The organism is Nonomuraea marmarensis, from assembly GCF_043197025.1.
GTDB lineage: Bacteria > Actinomycetota > Actinomycetes > Streptosporangiales > Streptosporangiaceae > Nonomuraea > Nonomuraea marmarensis.
This window is the reverse complement of sequence record NZ_JBICRM010000012.1, coordinates 154,104-170,326: the sequence shown is the minus strand read 5'-3', so window position 1 is coordinate 170,326 and position 16,223 is coordinate 154,104. Positions and strand designations below refer to the sequence as shown.

15 protein-coding genes are annotated in these 16,223 nt (G+C 72.2%); 12 read left to right on the top strand and 3 right to left on the bottom strand.

Annotated features, from left to right (window positions below; all coding sequences use genetic code 11):
- Positions 1–68 precede the first annotated feature (68 nt).
- From ACFLIM_RS21705 to ACFLIM_RS21665, 9 genes are read left to right on the top strand one after another with little or no spacing between them, the layout of a single operon-like run.
- Positions 69–1,565: an ABC transporter substrate-binding protein gene (locus tag ACFLIM_RS21705; protein ID WP_393168117.1), complete on the top strand. Its 1,497-nt coding sequence runs from the start codon at positions 69–71 to the stop codon at positions 1,563–1,565.
- Complete coding sequence (locus ACFLIM_RS21700; protein ID WP_393168115.1) at positions 1,562–2,500, top strand: ABC transporter permease; 939 nt, start codon at positions 1,562–1,564, stop codon at positions 2,498–2,500. Before ACFLIM_RS21705 ends, ACFLIM_RS21700 begins: the two co-directional genes overlap by 4 nt.
- An 8-nt stretch (positions 2,501–2,508) precedes the next feature.
- The gene (locus tag ACFLIM_RS21695; RefSeq protein ID WP_393168114.1) at positions 2,509–3,330 is read left to right on the top strand and encodes an ABC transporter permease; all 822 of its coding nucleotides are present in this window, start codon (positions 2,509–2,511) and stop codon (positions 3,328–3,330) included.
- A complete protein-coding gene (locus ACFLIM_RS21690; RefSeq protein ID WP_393168112.1) occupies positions 3,317–4,231 on the top strand; it encodes an ABC transporter ATP-binding protein in 915 nt (304 codons plus the stop codon). Before ACFLIM_RS21695 ends, ACFLIM_RS21690 begins: the two co-directional genes overlap by 14 nt.
- A complete protein-coding gene (locus ACFLIM_RS21685) occupies positions 4,200–5,000 on the top strand; it encodes an ATP-binding cassette domain-containing protein (protein ID WP_393168110.1) in 801 nt (266 codons plus the stop codon). Before ACFLIM_RS21690 ends, ACFLIM_RS21685 begins: the two co-directional genes overlap by 32 nt.
- On the top strand, positions 4,997–6,175 hold the full coding sequence (locus ACFLIM_RS21680) for a M20 family metallopeptidase (RefSeq protein ID WP_393168108.1): 1,179 nt from the start codon (positions 4,997–4,999) through the stop codon (positions 6,173–6,175). The genes ACFLIM_RS21685 and ACFLIM_RS21680 overlap by 4 nt, the downstream gene beginning before the upstream one ends.
- Entirely contained in the window at positions 6,175–7,281 is a 1,107-nt protein-coding gene (locus ACFLIM_RS21675) for a P1 family peptidase (RefSeq protein ID WP_393168106.1), read from the top strand. The genes ACFLIM_RS21680 and ACFLIM_RS21675 overlap by 1 nt, the downstream gene beginning before the upstream one ends.
- Positions 7,278–8,708 carry an aldehyde dehydrogenase family protein gene (locus ACFLIM_RS21670; protein WP_393168105.1) on the top strand — a complete coding sequence of 477 codons (1,431 nt, stop codon included), beginning with the start codon at positions 7,278–7,280 and terminating at the stop codon, positions 8,706–8,708. Before ACFLIM_RS21675 ends, ACFLIM_RS21670 begins: the two co-directional genes overlap by 4 nt.
- A gap of 53 nt (positions 8,709–8,761) precedes the next feature.
- On the top strand, positions 8,762–11,785 hold the full coding sequence (locus tag ACFLIM_RS21665) for a chondroitinase family polysaccharide lyase (protein WP_393168104.1): 3,024 nt from the start codon (positions 8,762–8,764) through the stop codon (positions 11,783–11,785).
- 28 nt (positions 11,786–11,813) lie between these two features.
- Here ACFLIM_RS21665 and ACFLIM_RS21660 read toward each other — a convergent pair whose 3' ends face one another.
- A complete protein-coding gene (locus ACFLIM_RS21660) occupies positions 11,814–12,575 on the bottom strand; it encodes an SDR family NAD(P)-dependent oxidoreductase (RefSeq protein ID WP_393168102.1) in 762 nt (253 codons plus the stop codon).
- Between the two features lie 156 nt (positions 12,576–12,731).
- The gene (locus ACFLIM_RS21655) at positions 12,732–13,742 is read right to left on the bottom strand and encodes a zinc-dependent alcohol dehydrogenase (RefSeq protein WP_393168100.1); all 1,011 of its coding nucleotides are present in this window, start codon (positions 13,740–13,742) and stop codon (positions 12,732–12,734) included.
- Positions 13,743–13,772: 30 nt separating this feature from the next.
- Between ACFLIM_RS21655 and ACFLIM_RS21650 the strand changes: the two genes are divergently transcribed.
- Positions 13,773–14,384 carry a nucleotidyltransferase domain-containing protein gene (locus ACFLIM_RS21650; protein WP_393168098.1) on the top strand — a complete coding sequence of 204 codons (612 nt, stop codon included), beginning with the start codon at positions 13,773–13,775 and terminating at the stop codon, positions 14,382–14,384.
- Here the strand turns inward: ACFLIM_RS21650 and ACFLIM_RS21645 are convergent.
- Positions 14,381–15,022 (bottom strand): TetR/AcrR family transcriptional regulator, encoded by a 642-nt coding sequence (locus tag ACFLIM_RS21645; protein WP_393168096.1) that lies wholly within the window; start codon positions 15,020–15,022, stop codon positions 14,381–14,383. The two genes, ACFLIM_RS21650 and ACFLIM_RS21645, sit on opposite strands and share 4 nt — an antisense overlap.
- Before the next feature lie 46 nt (positions 15,023–15,068).
- On the opposite strand from ACFLIM_RS21645, the gene ACFLIM_RS21640 reads away from it, so the two are divergent.
- Entirely contained in the window at positions 15,069–15,938 is an 870-nt protein-coding gene (locus ACFLIM_RS21640) for an NAD(P)-dependent oxidoreductase (protein WP_393168094.1), read from the top strand.
- Positions 15,939–16,026: 88 nt separating this feature from the next.
- Positions 16,027–16,212 (top strand): DUF1918 domain-containing protein, encoded by a 186-nt coding sequence (locus ACFLIM_RS21635; RefSeq protein WP_393168092.1) that lies wholly within the window; start codon positions 16,027–16,029, stop codon positions 16,210–16,212.
- Positions 16,213–16,223 lie beyond the last annotated feature (11 nt).

Genomic DNA, 16,223 nt, shown 5'->3' with positions numbered 1-16,223 from the left:
CCGCCGACGACTGGCATCGTGCGTAGCCTACTGGTCCGACCAGTGCACTAGCCAGGAGGCTGTAAGAGATGAGGCGAATCGGGATCTGGGTCGCCGCGGGCGGTCTCCTGCTGGCCACGGCCGCCTGCGGGGGCGGCTCCGGCAGCGGCGGCGGCGCCGGCACCACCCCTGCGAACCAGTCGTTGTCCGTCGGATTCGTGGCCGAGCCCGCGAACCTCGACTTCACCTCCACCGAGGGCGCGGCCATCCCGCAGGCGCTGCTCGTCAACGTCTACGAGGGCCTGGTCAAGCTCGGCCAGGACGGCAAGATCGTGCCGCTGCTGGCCGAGAAGTGGGACGTCTCGCCCGACCGGAAGACCTACACGTTCACGTTGCGCAAGAACGTCAAGTTCAGCAGCGGCGCGCCGTTCACGGCCGACGACGTGGTGTTCTCGCTCGACCGGGTCAAGACGGACTGGAAGCTGAAGATCAAGTCGCAGCTCGACGTCATGGACAAGGTGGACAAGACCGACGACTCCACCGCCGTCGTCACGCTCAAGCGGCCGAGCAACGGCTTCCTCTACTCGATGGCCACCAGGCTCGGCGCCATGTTCAGCCGCACCGGGGTCGCCGACCTGGCCAACAAGCCCGTCGGCACCGGCCCGTACGTGCTCGGCTCGTGGCGGCGCGGCGACTCCATCCAGCTCAACCCGAACGCCTCCTACTGGGGCACGAAGCCGTCGCTGCCGGCGGTCACGCTGAAGTACTTCAAGGACGCCACGGCGATGAACAACGCGCTGCTGACCGGCGGCATCGACGTCATCTCCAGCGTGCAGGCGCCCGAGTCGCTGCAGCAGTTCGCCGACCCCAACCGCTTCCAGACGGTCGAGGGCACCACCAACGGCGAGGTCGTGTTGTCGATGAACAACAGCCGCCCGCCGTTCAACGACCAGAAGGCCAGGCAGGCCGTCCGCTACGCGATCGACCACAAGGCGCTGCTGGAGACCGCCTGGGCCGGGCGCGGGCAGCTGATCGGCTCGATGGTGCCGCCCACCGACCCCTGGTACGAGGACCGCACCGCCGACTACCCTTACGATCCGGCCAAGGCCAAGGAACTGCTCGGCGGCAAGACGCTCGACGTCAAGATGCGCATCCCCAACCTGCCGTACGCGGTCGCCAGCGCGCAGGTCGTCAAGTCACAGCTCGCCCAGGTGGGCATCACGGCCGAGATCGAGCCGCTGGAGTTCCCGGCGCGCTGGCTGGACGTGGTGTTCGCGAAGGGCGACTACGACCTGTCGATCATCAATCACGTCGAACCCCGGGATATGGGGATTTTTGCGGATAAGTCGTACTACTTCCGTTACGACAACCCCGAGTTCGGCAAGCTGCTCGCCGCCGCCGACGAGGGCACCGAGCAGCAGCAGACCGACGACCTGAAGCAGGCCGCCAAGCTCCTGTCCGACGACGCCGCGGCCGACTGGCTCTTCCTGTTCCCGAACCTGATCGTGGCGAAGAAGGGCGTCACCGGGCTGCCGAAGAACGCGATCGCGGAGGCCTTCGACTTCACCGCGCTCGCCAAGCAGTGACGCTCTACCTGCTCAAACGGCTGGCTGTGCTGCTCGCGAGCACCGCCGTGGCCGGGGTGGTGGTGTTCGCGTTCATGGCGCTGCTGCCCGGCGACCCGGCCGAGATCGCGCTGGGCGTCAACGCCACGCCCGGCGCGGTGGCGGAGCTGCGCCGGCAGTTCGGCACCGACCGGGCCCCCGTCGTGCAGTTCCTCGACTGGTTCGGCGGGCTCGTCCAGGGCGACTTCGGCACCTCCTACGTCACCCAGTCCGCCGTCGGCCCGCAGATCAGCGACCGGCTCGGCGTGACGGCGGTGCTGGTGCTCGGCGGCATGGTCGTGGCGCTGGTGATCGCGGTGCCGCTGGGCACGTTCGCCGCGGTGCACCACCGCAACCCCCTCGGCGCGGCCATCAGCGCGGTCAGCCAGCTCGGCATCGCCATCCCGGCGTTCCTGGCGGGGATCCTGCTGGTTTTCGTGTTCGCGGTGCAGGCCCAGGCGCTGCCGTCCGGCGGCTACGTGCCCATCGCGGAGAATCCGGGGGAGTGGCTGCGCAGCCTGCTGCTCCCGTGGCTCTCCCTGGGGCTCGTGCAGGGCGCGGTGCTCACCCGCTACGTGCGCAGCGCCGTACTCGACGTGATGCGCGAGGACTACCTGCGCACGGCCCGCGCCAAGGGCAGGGGCAGCACCGGCGCGCTGTGGCGGCACGGGCTGCGCAACGCCTCGATCCCCGTGGTCACCGTGCTCGGGCTGCAACTGGCCACGCTGCTCGTCGGCGCGGTCGTGGTCGAGCGGGTCTTCGTCATCCCCGGGCTCGGCGACCTGCTGCTCAACGGCGTCGCCGGGCGTGACCTGCTGCTCGTGCAAGGCGTGGTGATGGTGCTGGTGGCGGCCGTGCTGCTGATCAACTTCGTGGTGGACGTGACGTACCACCTGCTCGACCCGAGGCTGCGATGAGGGGGCGGGTGAACGCCGGGCTGCTGGTCGGCGGCGTGCTCGTCGGGCTGGTGGCGCTGGCGGCCGTGGCGTCGTTCTTCTGGACGCCGCACGACCCGACGCTCGTGGACGCGGCGCGCAAGCTGCGCGAACCGGGCGGCGGCTACCTCCTGGGAGCCGACAAGTTCGGCCGCGACACCTTCAGCCAGCTCATGGTCGGCGCCCGCACCACGCTCTACGTGGGCATCGTGGCCGTCGGCATCGCCGCCGCGCTCGGCGTGCCGCTCGGGGTGATCGCCGGGATGACGCCGCGCGGGTGGTTGTCCGAGCTGATCATGCGGGTCAACGACCTCGTGTTCGCCTTCCCGGCGCTGCTGCTGGCCGTCATGCTCGGCGCGGTCTACGGCGCGGGCACGCTCACCGCGATGATCGCGATCGGGGTGGCCACCGTGCCCGCGTTCGCCCGGGTGGCCCGCGCCGCCACGCTCCAGGTCATGGTGACCGACTACATCCTGGCCGCCAGGGCCGCCGGGCGACGGCTGCCGGCGATCGCCGTGCGGCACGTGTTGCCGAACATCTCGTCCGTGCTGATCGTCCAGGCGTCGGTGTCGTTCGCGATCGCGATCCTGGCCGAGGCGGCGCTGTCGTTCCTCGGCTTCGGCACCCGCCCGCCGACCCCGTCGTGGGGGAGGATGTTGCAGGAGTCGCAGGAGCTGTTGTTCTCGACCCCGCGCCTGGCGCTCTGGCCGGGCCTGGCGATCGCGCTGGCCGTGCTCGGCTTCAACCTCCTCGGAGACGGCCTGCGCGACTATCTCGACCCCAAGCTCAGGAGGATCCGTGCTGAGCGTTGAGGGGCTGACCGTCCGGGCCGATTCCGTCGACCTCGTGCACGAGGTGTCGTTCGAGATCGCGCCCGGCGAGCGCGTCGGGCTGATCGGCGAGTCCGGCTCGGGCAAGTCCTTGACCGCGCTGTCGCTCATGGGCCTGCTCCCGGACGGCGTCACCGCGTCCGGGCGGGTCAAGCTCGGGGAGCACGACCTGGTCGGCGTGCCCGAGAGCCGGATCAAGGCCCTGCGCGGCCGCGACGTGTCGATGGTCTTCCAGGAGCCGATGACCGCGCTGAACCCACTCATGCGCATCGGCGCCCAGGTGGCCGAGGTCATGACCCTGCACGGCACGGCCCGCTCTCAGGCTCGGGAAAGGGCTCTCGACCTGCTGGAACGCGTGCGCCTGCCGGAACCAGGCCAGATCGCCCGCGCGTACCCGCACCAGCTCTCCGGCGGCCAGCGGCAGCGCGTCATGCTCGCCATCGCCCTGGCCAACGAGCCCGAGCTGCTCATCTGCGACGAGCCCACCACCGCGCTCGACGTCACCGTGCAGAAGCAGATGCTGGAGCTGATCGCGGAGGTCGCGCCCGCGCTGCTGTTCATCACCCACGACCTCGCCGTCGTGGCCTCCGTCTGCGAACGGGTCCTGGTCATGTACGGCGGCCGCGTCGTCGAGAGCGGCCCCATCCGCGAGGTCTTCACCAGCCCCCGCCACCGCTACACGCAGGGCCTGCTGGCCGCCTCCAAACTCACCCCGCGCGGCATCCGGCTGCCCACCATCAAGGGCAGCGTCCCCCCGGCCGGGCGGTTCCCCGGCGGCTGCGTGTTCCGGAACCGCTGCCCGCACGCCACCTCCACATGCGAGAAACTACCGGCGCTGACAGGAGACGGACATGCCCACGCATGCTGGCACCCCGCTGATTGAGGCCCGGAACCTCAGCCGCGTCTACCACCGGCCGCGCACCTCGCTCACCAAGCCCGGCGCCGCCGTCCACGCGCTGCGCGAGGTGTCGCTGACCGTGCACCGCGGCGAGCGGTACGGCATCGTCGGCGAGTCCGGGTCGGGAAAATCCACCCTGCTGCGCCTGCTCTGCGCACTCGACCAGCCCACCAGCGGCTCCATCCGCTTCGACGGGCAGGAGATCACCGGCAGATCGGAGCAGCGGCTGCGTTTCCTGCGCGAGAACCTGCAGATCGTCTTCCAGGACCCGATGAGCTCGCTCGACCCGCGCATGCGCGTCCGCGACCTCGTCGCCGAGCCGCTCGCCGCCCTCGGCCTGCCCGCCGGCGACCGGGTGGCCGAGCTGCTGGAAGCGGTCGGGCTGCCCGCCACGGCCGCCGACCGGTACCCGCACCAGTTCTCCGGCGGGCAACGCCAGCGCATCGCCATCGCCCGCGCGCTCGCGCCCCGGCCGAAAGTGCTGGTCGCCGACGAGCCCGTGAGCGCCCTGGACGTCTCCGTACGCGGCCAGATCCTCAACCTGCTGGCCGACCTGACCGACGAGCTCGAGCTCACGCTCGTGTTCGTCTCGCACGACCTGTCCGTGGTGCGGCATGTGTGCGAGACGGTCGCGGTCATGAGCGGGGGCGAGATCGTGGAGACCGGACCCGTGGACGACGTCTGGGCCGCGCCCGCCCACGCCTACACGCGTACGTTGCTGCAGGCCGTACCGACTCTGGAGGGGTTGTTGTGATCGACGTCGATGCCGCGGGAGTGGTGGCGTTCACCCAGGCGCTGGTGCGGATCCCCAGCACCAACGACCCGGCGCGCGGCCGGAACGAGCGGCCCGCCGCCGAGCTGGTCGAGGCGAAGATGCGGGAGTGGGGGTGGCGGCCGGTCGTGTACGAGGCCGCGCCCGGCAGGCCGAACGTGGTGGCCGTGGTCGAGGGCGGCGGCGGTGACGGGCCCACGCTGATGTTCGAGGGGCACACGGACGTGGTGACCGAGGGCGACCTGTCCACCTGGAGCGTGGACCCGTTCGGCGGGGAGATCCGCGACGGGCGGTTGTGGGGCCGGGGCAGCGCCGACATGAAGTCCGGCCTGGCCGCCACCCTCTACGCCACCCGCGCCCTGCAACTGGCTGGACCGTTCCCCGGGCGGATCAAGGTGTGCGCGCTGGCCGACGAGGAAGGCCTCATGATCGGCGCGCACCACTTCGTGTCCGAAGGGCTCACCTCCGGCGTGGACGGCGCGATCGTGGCCGAGCCCGAGGCGGGGGAGATCTGCGCGGTGGCCAAGGGGGCGCTGCGGCTGCGGGTGGACCTCACCGGCAAGATGGCGCACGGGGCGATGCCGCACCACGGCCGCAACCCGATCCCTGTGGTCGGCGCGCTGCTGGTGGCGCTCGGGTCGCTGCAGGAGGAGCTCCAGGCGCAACATCCGGCGCACGAGCACCTCGGCGAGGTGTACGTCACCCCCACCGTGCTGCGGGCCGGCTCGGAGGAGCAGGTCAACGTCATCCCCGCCGTCGCCTCGGTCTTCGTGGACGTGCGGACGATCCCCGGGGTCGAGCACAAGGTCGTCGCCGATCGGGTGGCGGCGCTGGCCGCTCGCGACGGGATCTCGGCCGAGGTGTCGGTGCTGGTGGACCGGCCGCCGGTGGACGTTCCCGCGTCCGACCCGGTGGTGGCCGCGCTGGCCGCCGCCCACCGGTCGGTGACGGGGGAGGAGCCGGTGTACGGCGGGGTGCCGGGCTCGACGGACGGGACCGTGCTGACGCATTGGGGCGGGATCCCTTCGGTGGTGTACGGGCCCGGCGGGAAGTGGATCGCGCACCAGGCGGACGAGTTCGTCGAGGTCGAGGAGATCGTCCGCTGCACCCGGGTGTTCGCCGAGGCCGCCCGCCGGTTCCTTCGCGGTGACTTCTGATGCGGGCCGGACCGACGAACTCGCTGATGGACGTGGCTGGGTTGCGTGTCGGGCACGCCCATCGGGTCGGGGACGGCTACCGCACCGGCACCACCGTCGTCCTGGCGCCCGCCGGAGGTGCGGTGGCGGGGGTCGACGTGCGCGGGGCCGCTCCGGGGACCAGGGAGACGGAGCTGCTCGACCCGCGCAACCTGGTGGAGCGGGTGCACGCCGTCGTGTTGACGGGCGGGAGCTCGTACGGGCTGGGGGCCGCCTGCGGGGTGGTGGACCGGCTCGCGGACGCGGGCATCGGCTACCCGGTGGCGGGCGGCGTGGTGCCGATCGTGCCGGCGGCGGTCATCTTCGACCTGGGCCGAGGCGGCACGTTCCGCGCGGTCCCGGACGCGACCCTGGGCACCGCCGCCTACGACGCCGCCGCGCCGGGCACCGCCCCTTTCCCCCAAAGGGCCGTAACCCCGGACGGTGGGATGGACGCTCTCCCGCCGGCCGGGGCTGAAGTGCCTTGGGGGAGGGAGGGGACGGCCGCGTTAGGGACGGTGAGCGGGTCGATCGGGGCCGGGACCGGGGCGGCGGCGGGTGGGCTGGCCGGAGGCGTGGGGACGGCCAGCGTCATCCTGCCCGGCGGCGCCACCCTGGCCGCCCTGGTCGTGGTCAACCCCGCGGGCTCCGTCCTGGACCCCGCCGACGGCACACTGGCCGGCACCAGGTACGGCCTCCCCGGCGAATTCCCCCTCCGACCCCCCGCCAAGCACGAGGTCGAAGCCTGGCACCCGCAGCACGAGCCCTCGTTCAACACCACCATCGGCGTGGTGGCCACCGACCTCACCCTCACCAAGGCCCAATGCGGAAAACTGGCGGGGGTGGCCCACGACGGCCTGGCCAGAGCCATCAGACCGGCGCACACCATGACCGACGGCGACACCATCTTCGCCCTGGCCACCTGCGCCCGCCCCGCCCCCGGCCACGACACCCTCCAGGACGCCCTCGCTGCCGCGGCCGACGTGTTCAGCCGCGCCATCGCGCACGCGGTCCTGGCCGCCACCGGCCGCGAGGGCGCACCCGCGTACCTCGACGTGTTCCCCAGCGCCACAGAGAAGCGATCATGACCATCGACACCGCCTGGCCGCCGGGCCTGCCCATCGGAGACGGATGGGTGGAGACCGCGGACACCACCGACGTGCTCTTCCCCTACGACGGATCCCTGGTCGCCAGGGCCCCGCTGGGCACCCCGGCCCACGCCACGAGAGCCGTCGAAGCAGCCCTGGCCGCGACGCCCGCCATGGCCGCGCTGCCCTCGCACGCCCGCCGCGCCGCCCTCATGAAGGCCCACGACACCCTGGAGGCCAGGCGGGAGGAGTTCGAGCGGCTCCTGGTCCTGGAGACCGGCAAGCCGCTGGTCGACTGCCGGGTAGAAGTCGCCAGGACGCTCGTCACCCTGGCCACGGCCGCCGAGGAGGTCGCCAGGCTGCACGGTGAGACCGTACCGCTCGATCTGCTGCCGTCCGGCGAGGGCCTGGTCGGGTTCTGGACACGGCGGCCGATCGGCGTCGTCGCCGGGATCACCGGCTTCAACTACCCCCTCCTCCTCGCCGCCCACAAGATCGCCCCGGCCGTGGCCGCCGGCTGCCCCGTGATCGTCAAGCCCGCCCCCGCGACCCCGCTGGCCACGCTCTGGCTGGTGCACCTCCTCCGCTCGTCGAACGCGCTCCCGCCGGCCGCCGTGCAGCTCGTCACCGGAGCCGTCGAGGTCGGCCGGACGCTGGTGGAGGACCGCAGGATCGGCGCGGTCTCGTTCACCGGATCGGCCGCCGCGGGCCACGCCATCGCCCGCAACGCCGCCCCCACCAAGGTCCTGCTCGAACTCGGCTCGAACGCGGCGCTCGTCGTGGCGGCCGACGCCGACCTGGAGGCCGCCGCCGACGCGGTCGTGCGCGGCGGCTACTACGCCTCCGGCCAGGCGTGCATCTCGGTGCAGCGGGTGCTGGTCGAGGACCCCGTACGCGACCGCTTCCTGTCCCTGCTGGCCGACCGCGTCAAGGACGTCTCCGTCGGCGACCCCCGCCTGCCCGGCACCCGCGTGGCCCCGCTCATCGACCGGGCCGCCACCGACCGCGTACTGGAGTGGATCTCCGCGTCGGGAGCCGAGCTCATCACGGGCGGGCACCGCGACGGCAGGGCCATCGCCCCGACCGTGCTCGACGGCGTGCCGGACGGGGCGGCGGCGTGGGAGGAGGAGATCTTCGGGCCCGTCGTGTGCGTGCGCTCGGTGCCCGACCTCGATGCCGCCTTCGCCGCCGTCAACAAGTCCCGGTACGGCCTGCACGCGGCCGTGTTCACCCGCTCGCTGGCCACGGCGTTCGCGGCGATCGAGCGGATCGAGGCCGGGGGAGTCGTGGTCAACGAGGTGCCGGGGTTCAGGGCGGACAACATGCCGTACGGCGGCGTCAAGGACTCGGGCGCCGGGCGCGAAGGGCCGCGGTTCGCCATCGAGGAGCTGACGGTCACCAGGATGGCCATCATCCGGCCGCTGTAACGGTTTGACGAGTTGTCTTTACCTTCGGACGGCGTTCGCGTTTGATGGCGGCCATGGCGAAGATCACGCGCAGGACGGTGTTCAAGGCCGGGGCGGCAAGCGCTTTCCTCGCGGTCCCCGCCCGGGCGGCCGACCTGGAGCAGCGGGCGATGGCGATGGAGCCGCCGGTGTTCCTGCTGGAGAGCGCGGTCCCGCCGCACTTCACCGGCTCGGGGTTGTCGATCAGCGACCGGGTGGCGGTGTGCGGGACCAGGTCGCTGCGCTGGGACCACGGGGCTCGAAGCGTGATCACCGTCAAGGCGCCGCTGAAGTGGGCGCCCGACGCCTACCGGTACGGGGACGACCAGGCGTGGCAGGGGCTCGTGGACGCGTTCTGCGTGTGGGTGCACAACGAGACGCCGGTGGACGACGTGATCAGGTTCGAGTTCGGGCGGGGGGAGCGTACCGACGTGTGGTTCGAGTTCAGGCTCGGCTTCAGCGGGTGGCGTACGGCGTGGGTGCGGTACGCGTACGACATGCACGGCAAGCCCCACCCCGCCATGGACACGCTGCGGATCATCGCCCCGCGCCGCACCGGCACCCTGCACCTCGACCAGCTCATGCTGAACGTGCCGCTGCGCCCCGACGCCCCCAACAGCGACTACCAGCTCCCGGACATCGCCCCGGAAGGGGACGAGTACGACAACCAGCACTGGCAGGCCCTCTACCGCTTCGACCGGCTGCTCTCGACCGTCAAACCCGACATGTCGCCCCCGACCGCCGAGGAGCTGGCGTCGCTGCGCGCGCTGCATACCCGCTACCACGACGAATACCTCATCGCCCCGGTCAAGGCGGACGTCCCCGGCCTCACCGCCCAGCTGAACGCCCTGGCCGGACGGCCCACCCACGCCTACCAGTCGCAGATCTACCCGGTGGAGATCGCGGCCGAGCTCAAGGCGTTCGTGAACCCGGTGACGCTGCGGGCCTGCACGGACCTGATGAAGGCCATCGCCCAGGCGTACCAGGCCAGTCCCGCCGACCGGCCCGCGCTGGCGCTGCTCTACCTGCGCCTGCTCGCCCACCTGCGCGAGCAGGGCTGGACCAGGGGCAGCGGCCAGGGCACCATCCACCACCTCGGCTACGACACCCGCGGCTACTACGACTCCGTTTACCTCATGCGCGACGCGCTGCGCGAGGCGGGGGAGTTCGAGCGGGTACGAGCGGATCTGGACTGGCTCACCGGTCTCGGCCGGATCTTCCGCGGCTTCGAGTTCCGCATGGCGCGCGGCAGCATGATGGACATCCACAACACCACCTTCCGCGGCATGCTCGCGGCCGTGCTCCTGCGCGACACCGAAGCCCAGCAGGTCGCCTACCTGCGGGTGCTGCGCGACTGGCTGGACGACACGCTGCTGCCCACCGACGGCATCCAGGACGGGATCAAGGCGGACGGCACCGCGTTCCACCACGTCGGCTTCTTCCCCGACTACGTCCGCGACGGCTTCGCCGGACTCGCCCCCCTCGTCTACGTCCTGCACGGCGGCGCCTTCGCGCTGTCCGGGGAGGCGTCCGGGTGGCTCAAGAAGGCGCTGCTCATGCAGCGCGTCTACGCCAACAGGAACCACTGGCCGATCTCCATCAGCGGCCGGAACCCGAACGGCACCACCGCCCTGTCGATCGTCCCCTTCCAGTGGCTCGCCCCCGTCGACGACGAGATCGCCGCCGCGTTCCTGCGACTGCTGCCCGCCTCGCCCACCCAGGAGCAGAAGGACCTCGCCGCCCGGCTCGCCGCCCGCGGCCTCACCGCCGAGGCCGCGCCGACCGGCGCGTGGGCGCTCAACTACGCGGCCCTCGCCGTGCACAGGCGCGACGACTGGCAGGTCACGGTACGCGGCCACAACCGCTACCTGTGGAGCACCGAGATCTACGCCGGAGCCAACTGGTACGGCCGCTACAACACCTACGGCCAGATCCAGGTGCTGCACCGCGGCAACCCGGTCACGAACCTGGACAGCGGCTACGCACAACCCGGCTGGGACTGGAACCGGCGGCCCGGCACCACGGTCATCCACCAGCCGCTCGACCAGCTCAAAGGCGACCTGACCGGCGCCATCGAGGAGATGCTGCTCACCGACTCCCGCTTCGCCGGGGCACACACCATCGACGGTCGCAACGGCATGTTCGCCATGGACCTGCACGGCCACCCCAAGTACGACGGTTCGCACCGGGCGCGCAAGTCGGTGTTCCTGTTCGACGACCGGATCGTCGCCGTCGGCACCGGCATCGCGAACGACGACGCCACCAACGAGACCGAGACCACCCTGTTCCAGACCCGGCTGGCCGCCAAGAGCGCGCCCACGGTGGTGGACGGGGTCGCGGTGACGGCGTTCCCGCACGAGGCGCTCGACGGCGGGCCGCGCTGGCTGCTCGACGACAAGGGCATCGGCTACTACCTGGCCGCCGATCAGAAAGTCGCACTGACCCGCTCGACCCAGGCCTCCCGCAACAACGCCACCGAGGAGCCCACCAGCGCAGACTTCGCCACAGCCTGGATCAGGCACGGCAGTGCGCCTCGTGACGGGACATACCAGTACGCGATGGTGGTGAATACGACTTCCGACCGGATGGCCGAGTTCGCCGCGGCGATGGGGGATCCTTCGCGGGCGCCGTACCGGGTGCTGCGGGCGGACCGGACGGCGCACGTCGTCAGCGACCGCGCGACCGGCATCACCGGGTACGCGGTGTTCGAGCGCACCCGCCTGGAAGGTGTGGTGCGCGAGGTGGACACGCCTTCGATGGTGCTCGTCCGGGAGGAGGGCGAGGCGCTGGTGCTGGCGGTGTGCGATCCGGACCTGCGGCTTTACAGCGGAATCGACCACGACCAGTACGAGAAGGGGCGCTATGTGGGGCACTACAGCCCGTGGTCGCGGCCCTGGCTGGCGAACCCGAGCCATCCGCACCGGCTGCGGGTGACCCTGGACGGGCGCTGGCGGGCCGACGGGGATCAGCCGTGCCGGGTCACGGTCACGGGGTCGCGCACGGTCGTGGAGTTCGAGACGGTGCACGGGCGACCGGTGCAGGCCCGCCTGCGCCGCTGACGCGAACGGGCGCCGGCCTCCCAGGGGCTCAGTCGGGCGGGTCGAAGCGGCCGTCCACGGCGGTCCAGCCGCCGTCCACGTACAGCACCGAGCCGGTCACGAAGCTGGCCGCGTCACCGGCCAGGTAGACCACGGCCCCGGCCATCTCCTCCGCCGCCGCCCACCGGCCGAGGGCGCTCTTGGCGGCGTAGGCGGCGTACCAGTCGGGGTTGTCCTTGATCTGCCTGGTCAGCGGCGTTTCCACGACGCCGGGCGCGATGGCGTTGACCCGCACCCCGTGCGGCCCGAACTCGGCCGCCGCCGTCCGCAACAACTGCACCAGCCCCGCCTTCGTGGCCGAGTAGACGCCCTGCCCCGGCTCGGTGACGGACGCCCGGATCGACGCGAACCCGATGATCGACCCGCGCCCCCGCTGCACCATCCCTGCCCCGAACGCCCGCACCACGTCGAACGAGGCCCGCAGGTTCAGCCCCACCACCCGGTCGAACTCCTCGCCGGAGTAGTCGAGCAGCCGCTTGCGCACGTTCGTGGCGGCCGTGAACACCAGCACATCGGCCGGCTCCGCGTCGGCGAGTCCGCGCACCGCCTCGTCGTCCAGCACGTCGACCCGCCGGGCGGCCCCTCCGCACCCCGCGGCGGTCTCCTCCGCCGCGGCCAGATCGAGGTCGGCGCACACCACGGAGGCCCCGTGAGCGGCCAGGGCCAGCGCCGCCTCCCTGCCGATCCCGCTCCCCGCCCCGATCACCACGGCCCGCCGCCCATCCAGGCGAAACAGCGCGTCATATCCCATACGAGGCACCCTAGCGGACTGGTCTGACCAGTACACCAGGTGCCGCCGCGGGAATGTCGGTGGCGGTCGGCAGGATGTGCCGCGGGTGTGGGAGGCCGACGGCACAGTCCTGGACCGGCGACACCGCGCGTCGCCTGATCGTTCCGGGCGGGGCGGTTACGGCAGGCGGGGGTCGACGTGGATCTTCGGGGCGTCGCCCCACTCGGGTCGCCGCTCGCCCGCCAGGACGGTGGCCACCTCGCCCAAGGAGACGGTGGCCGCGACCAGGGGCCGGGGATCGACCTGGCCCGAGGCGTACAGGTCGATGGTGCCCGCGAGGCCGCCCGAGGCGCTGAGGACGCCGACGGCGGTGACGTCCTTGAGCACCATCCGGCGCGTGTCGAGGTGGCTGGGCTCGGCCGACAGGCCGATGAAGACCACGTGACGGCCGGGTTCGACGGCGTCGAGCGCGAGCGCGGGCGACCCGGGCCCGTTCGAGGCGTCGATCACGGCGTCGAACCCTGGGCCCGGCGGCGCCGTCCAGGTGCTCGTGAAGCCGAGGGAGCGGGCGAAGGCGAGCGACCGCTCGGTCAGCCCCAGCAGCTGGACCTCCACCCCCTGCGCCACCGCCATCAGCGCCGCGAGCAGCCCGATCGTGCCAGGCCCGATCACCAGCAGCCGCTCACCGGGCTCCAGCGCGGCGGCGCGCACGGCCCGCAACGCGTTCCCGCCCGGCTCCACCAGGGCGCCGAGCACCGGATCGACCGCGTCGGGCAGCGGCCGCAGCGCGCGTACGGGCACGGGAAGGCGTTCGGCCAGCGCGCCGGGCCAGCCGTGGCGGATGCCGATCTCGTACCGGTCCGCGCAGAGGTGCTGCCTGCCGGACCCGCACCGGGCGCACCGCCCGCACCCCAGCATGGTGTCGCCGGTGACCCGCCGGCCGAGCCAGGCGGGATCCACGCCGTCGCCGGCCTCCCGCACGGTCCCGGCCCACTCGTGCCCGATCCGTACGGGATAGCGGGCCTCGCCGGTACGCAGGTACGCCATCGCGCCGGAGAAGACCTCCGCGTCGGTACCGCACACCCCGGCCCGCTCGACCTCGACGACCACCTCCCCGGGGGCGGCCACGGGCGGCTCGACCTCTTGGACCTCCGCACGTCCCGGACCCGTGATGACGAAGGCACGCATGGCGGCAGACGCTACCACCATGATGTCGGGATGACGCGTATTGAGACACCGTGGGGGCCATGGGAGGCCGCACCCCTGGGCGAGGTCGTCGAGCTGTTCCGGGGGGCGGCGGCGACGTGGTGGGTGAGCGGCGGGTACGCGATCGAGCTGGCCGTGGGAGGCGCGTACCGCGAGCACGGGGACGTGGACATCTCGGTGTTGCGCCGGGATCAGCTCGCCGTGCGCCGCCTGCTGTCCGGCTGGGACTGCCACGTGGCCGCCGTGCCGGGGACGCTGCGGCCGTGGGAGCCGGAAGAGGTGCTGCCGGAGACCGCGCACGACATCTGGGTACGCGAGCATCCGGGCGGGCCGTGGCGGTTCCAGCTGATGCTCGACGAGGCCGAGGGCACGGACTGGGTCTACCGGCGCGACCCGCGCATCCGCCGCGAGCTGGGCGCGCTGACGGTCGAGGAGCCGGGTTTTCGCCGCCTCGCTCCGGAGGTACAGCTCCTCTACAAGGCCAAGGGCCCACGTCCGAAGGACGAGCTCGACTTCGCCGAGGTGCTCCCGATGCTGACCGGGGAGCAGCGGCTCTGGCTCGATGCGGCCCTGGAGCTCGAACACCCCGCGCATCCCTGGCGCGACCGCCTGCGCGGCTCCTAGCCGTGGGCGGCGTGGGTGCGCGGGTCGCCGGTGACCTGGCGGCTGTGTTCGACCAGCGCCGGGTAGTCGGTGGCGATGCCGCCCAGCAGCGCCTCCACGGCGGCCTCCACCTGGCCGCCGCTGACCGGCGCGTGGCCGAACAGCGCCCGGTAGTGCACCAGCGACCCCAGCAGGTCCAGGACCAGATCGCGGTCGATGTCGGCCCGCAGGTCCCGGCGGGCCACCGCCCGGTCGATCATCTCCGCCACCGCCGCCCGAGGCGGCTCGAACAGCGTGGTCATGAACGTCTCCCGCAACCCCGGCTCGGCGGCGCAGTCCGCGAGCAGCGGCCCGAGCACGTCCGGCCGGATGCGGCGGAAGGCCGCGATGAAGACGTTGATGCCCTCGTTCAGGTCGCACAACGTGCAGCCCGTGTCCGGCGCGCGGGCTGAGCCGAGGCGGGCGGCGAGGGCGGCCAGCGCCAGGCGCTGGCGGTCCGGCCAGCGGCGGTAGACGGCCGGTTTCGTGGTGCCCGCGCGGCGCGCGACCTCCTCGATCGTGAGCCTGGCGTAGCCGCTCTCGTCGAGAACGGCGAGCGTCGCGCCCAGCACCGCCTGGTCGATCTGCGGGTCGCGCGGGCGCCCGTAAAGTGGTGGCATGGCTCTTATGTTACGGTACGACTCGTAACGTAATCGGAGGGATCCCATGAACGATGTGACGGTGCTCGGTCTGGGCGCCATGGGCAGCGCCCTGGCTCGTACCTTCCTCGAACACGGCCTGGCGACGACGGTGTGGAACCGTACCGCCGCGAAGGCCGACGACCTGGTGGCGCGAGGGGCGCGGCGGGCCGGCACGGTCGCGGACGCCGTGGCGGCCGCCCCGCTCGTCGTCGTGTGCCTGACCGACCACGACGCGACCGAGCAGATCCTGGAGGCTTGCGGGGACGCCATGGCGGGCCGCACGCTGGTCGATCTCACGACCGGCACTCCCGAGCAGGCCCGCGAGACGGCTCAATGGGCGGGCAAGCACGGGGCCGGCCATCTCGACGGCGTCGTCCAGGCCGGGCCCGGTCAGATCGGGACGCCGGACGCCACGTTGTTCTACAGCGGCGCACCGCAGGCGTTCGCGGCGCACCGGGCGGCGCTGGAACTGCTCGGAACGACCCATCACGTGGGCGACGACGCCGGCCAGGCCGCTCTGTACGACCTGGCGCTGCTCGGCCTCTGGTACGACACCACGCTCGCCTACCTGCACGCACTCGCGCTCGTCGGCGGGGCGGGCGATGTCGAGCCGTTCGCACCGTTCGCGGCCAGGCAGATCGACCATGTCGTCCAGGCGGCGCCCGAGGTCGCCCGCGAGATCCGCGACCGCGCCTACCCGCGCGGCCCCGCCTCCCTGACCGAGCACGCCCCGGTCCTGGAGCATCTCGTACGGCTGCGCACCGCCTCGAACCTCGACACCGCCCAGCTCGAACACGTCCTGTCCCTGGTGAACCGGCCCATCGCCGCCGGCCACGGCGCGGAGGGCTTCACCAGCCTCATCGAGGAACTCGCCCCGATCATCTTCGCAGCGTAAGCGGCCTGTCGCCTTTCCGAGGCGGCCGCTCTCGTGCACTGTGGGATGGAACCTCAAGGTGGCCAGAGCCCGGCGGAGAGGATCCATCATGCACGCGAACGTCGGTGACATGCTGATCGTCCACAGTCACGTCGTCGGCCAGCGGGAACGGAAGGGCGAGATCATCGAGATCCGCGGCCCGGAGGGGACGCCGCCCTACGTCGTCCGCTTCGACGACGGACACGAGCAACTCGTCTTCCCCGGCCCCGATGCCGTGGTCGAGCCTGCCGAGTAGTCACCCTCCGC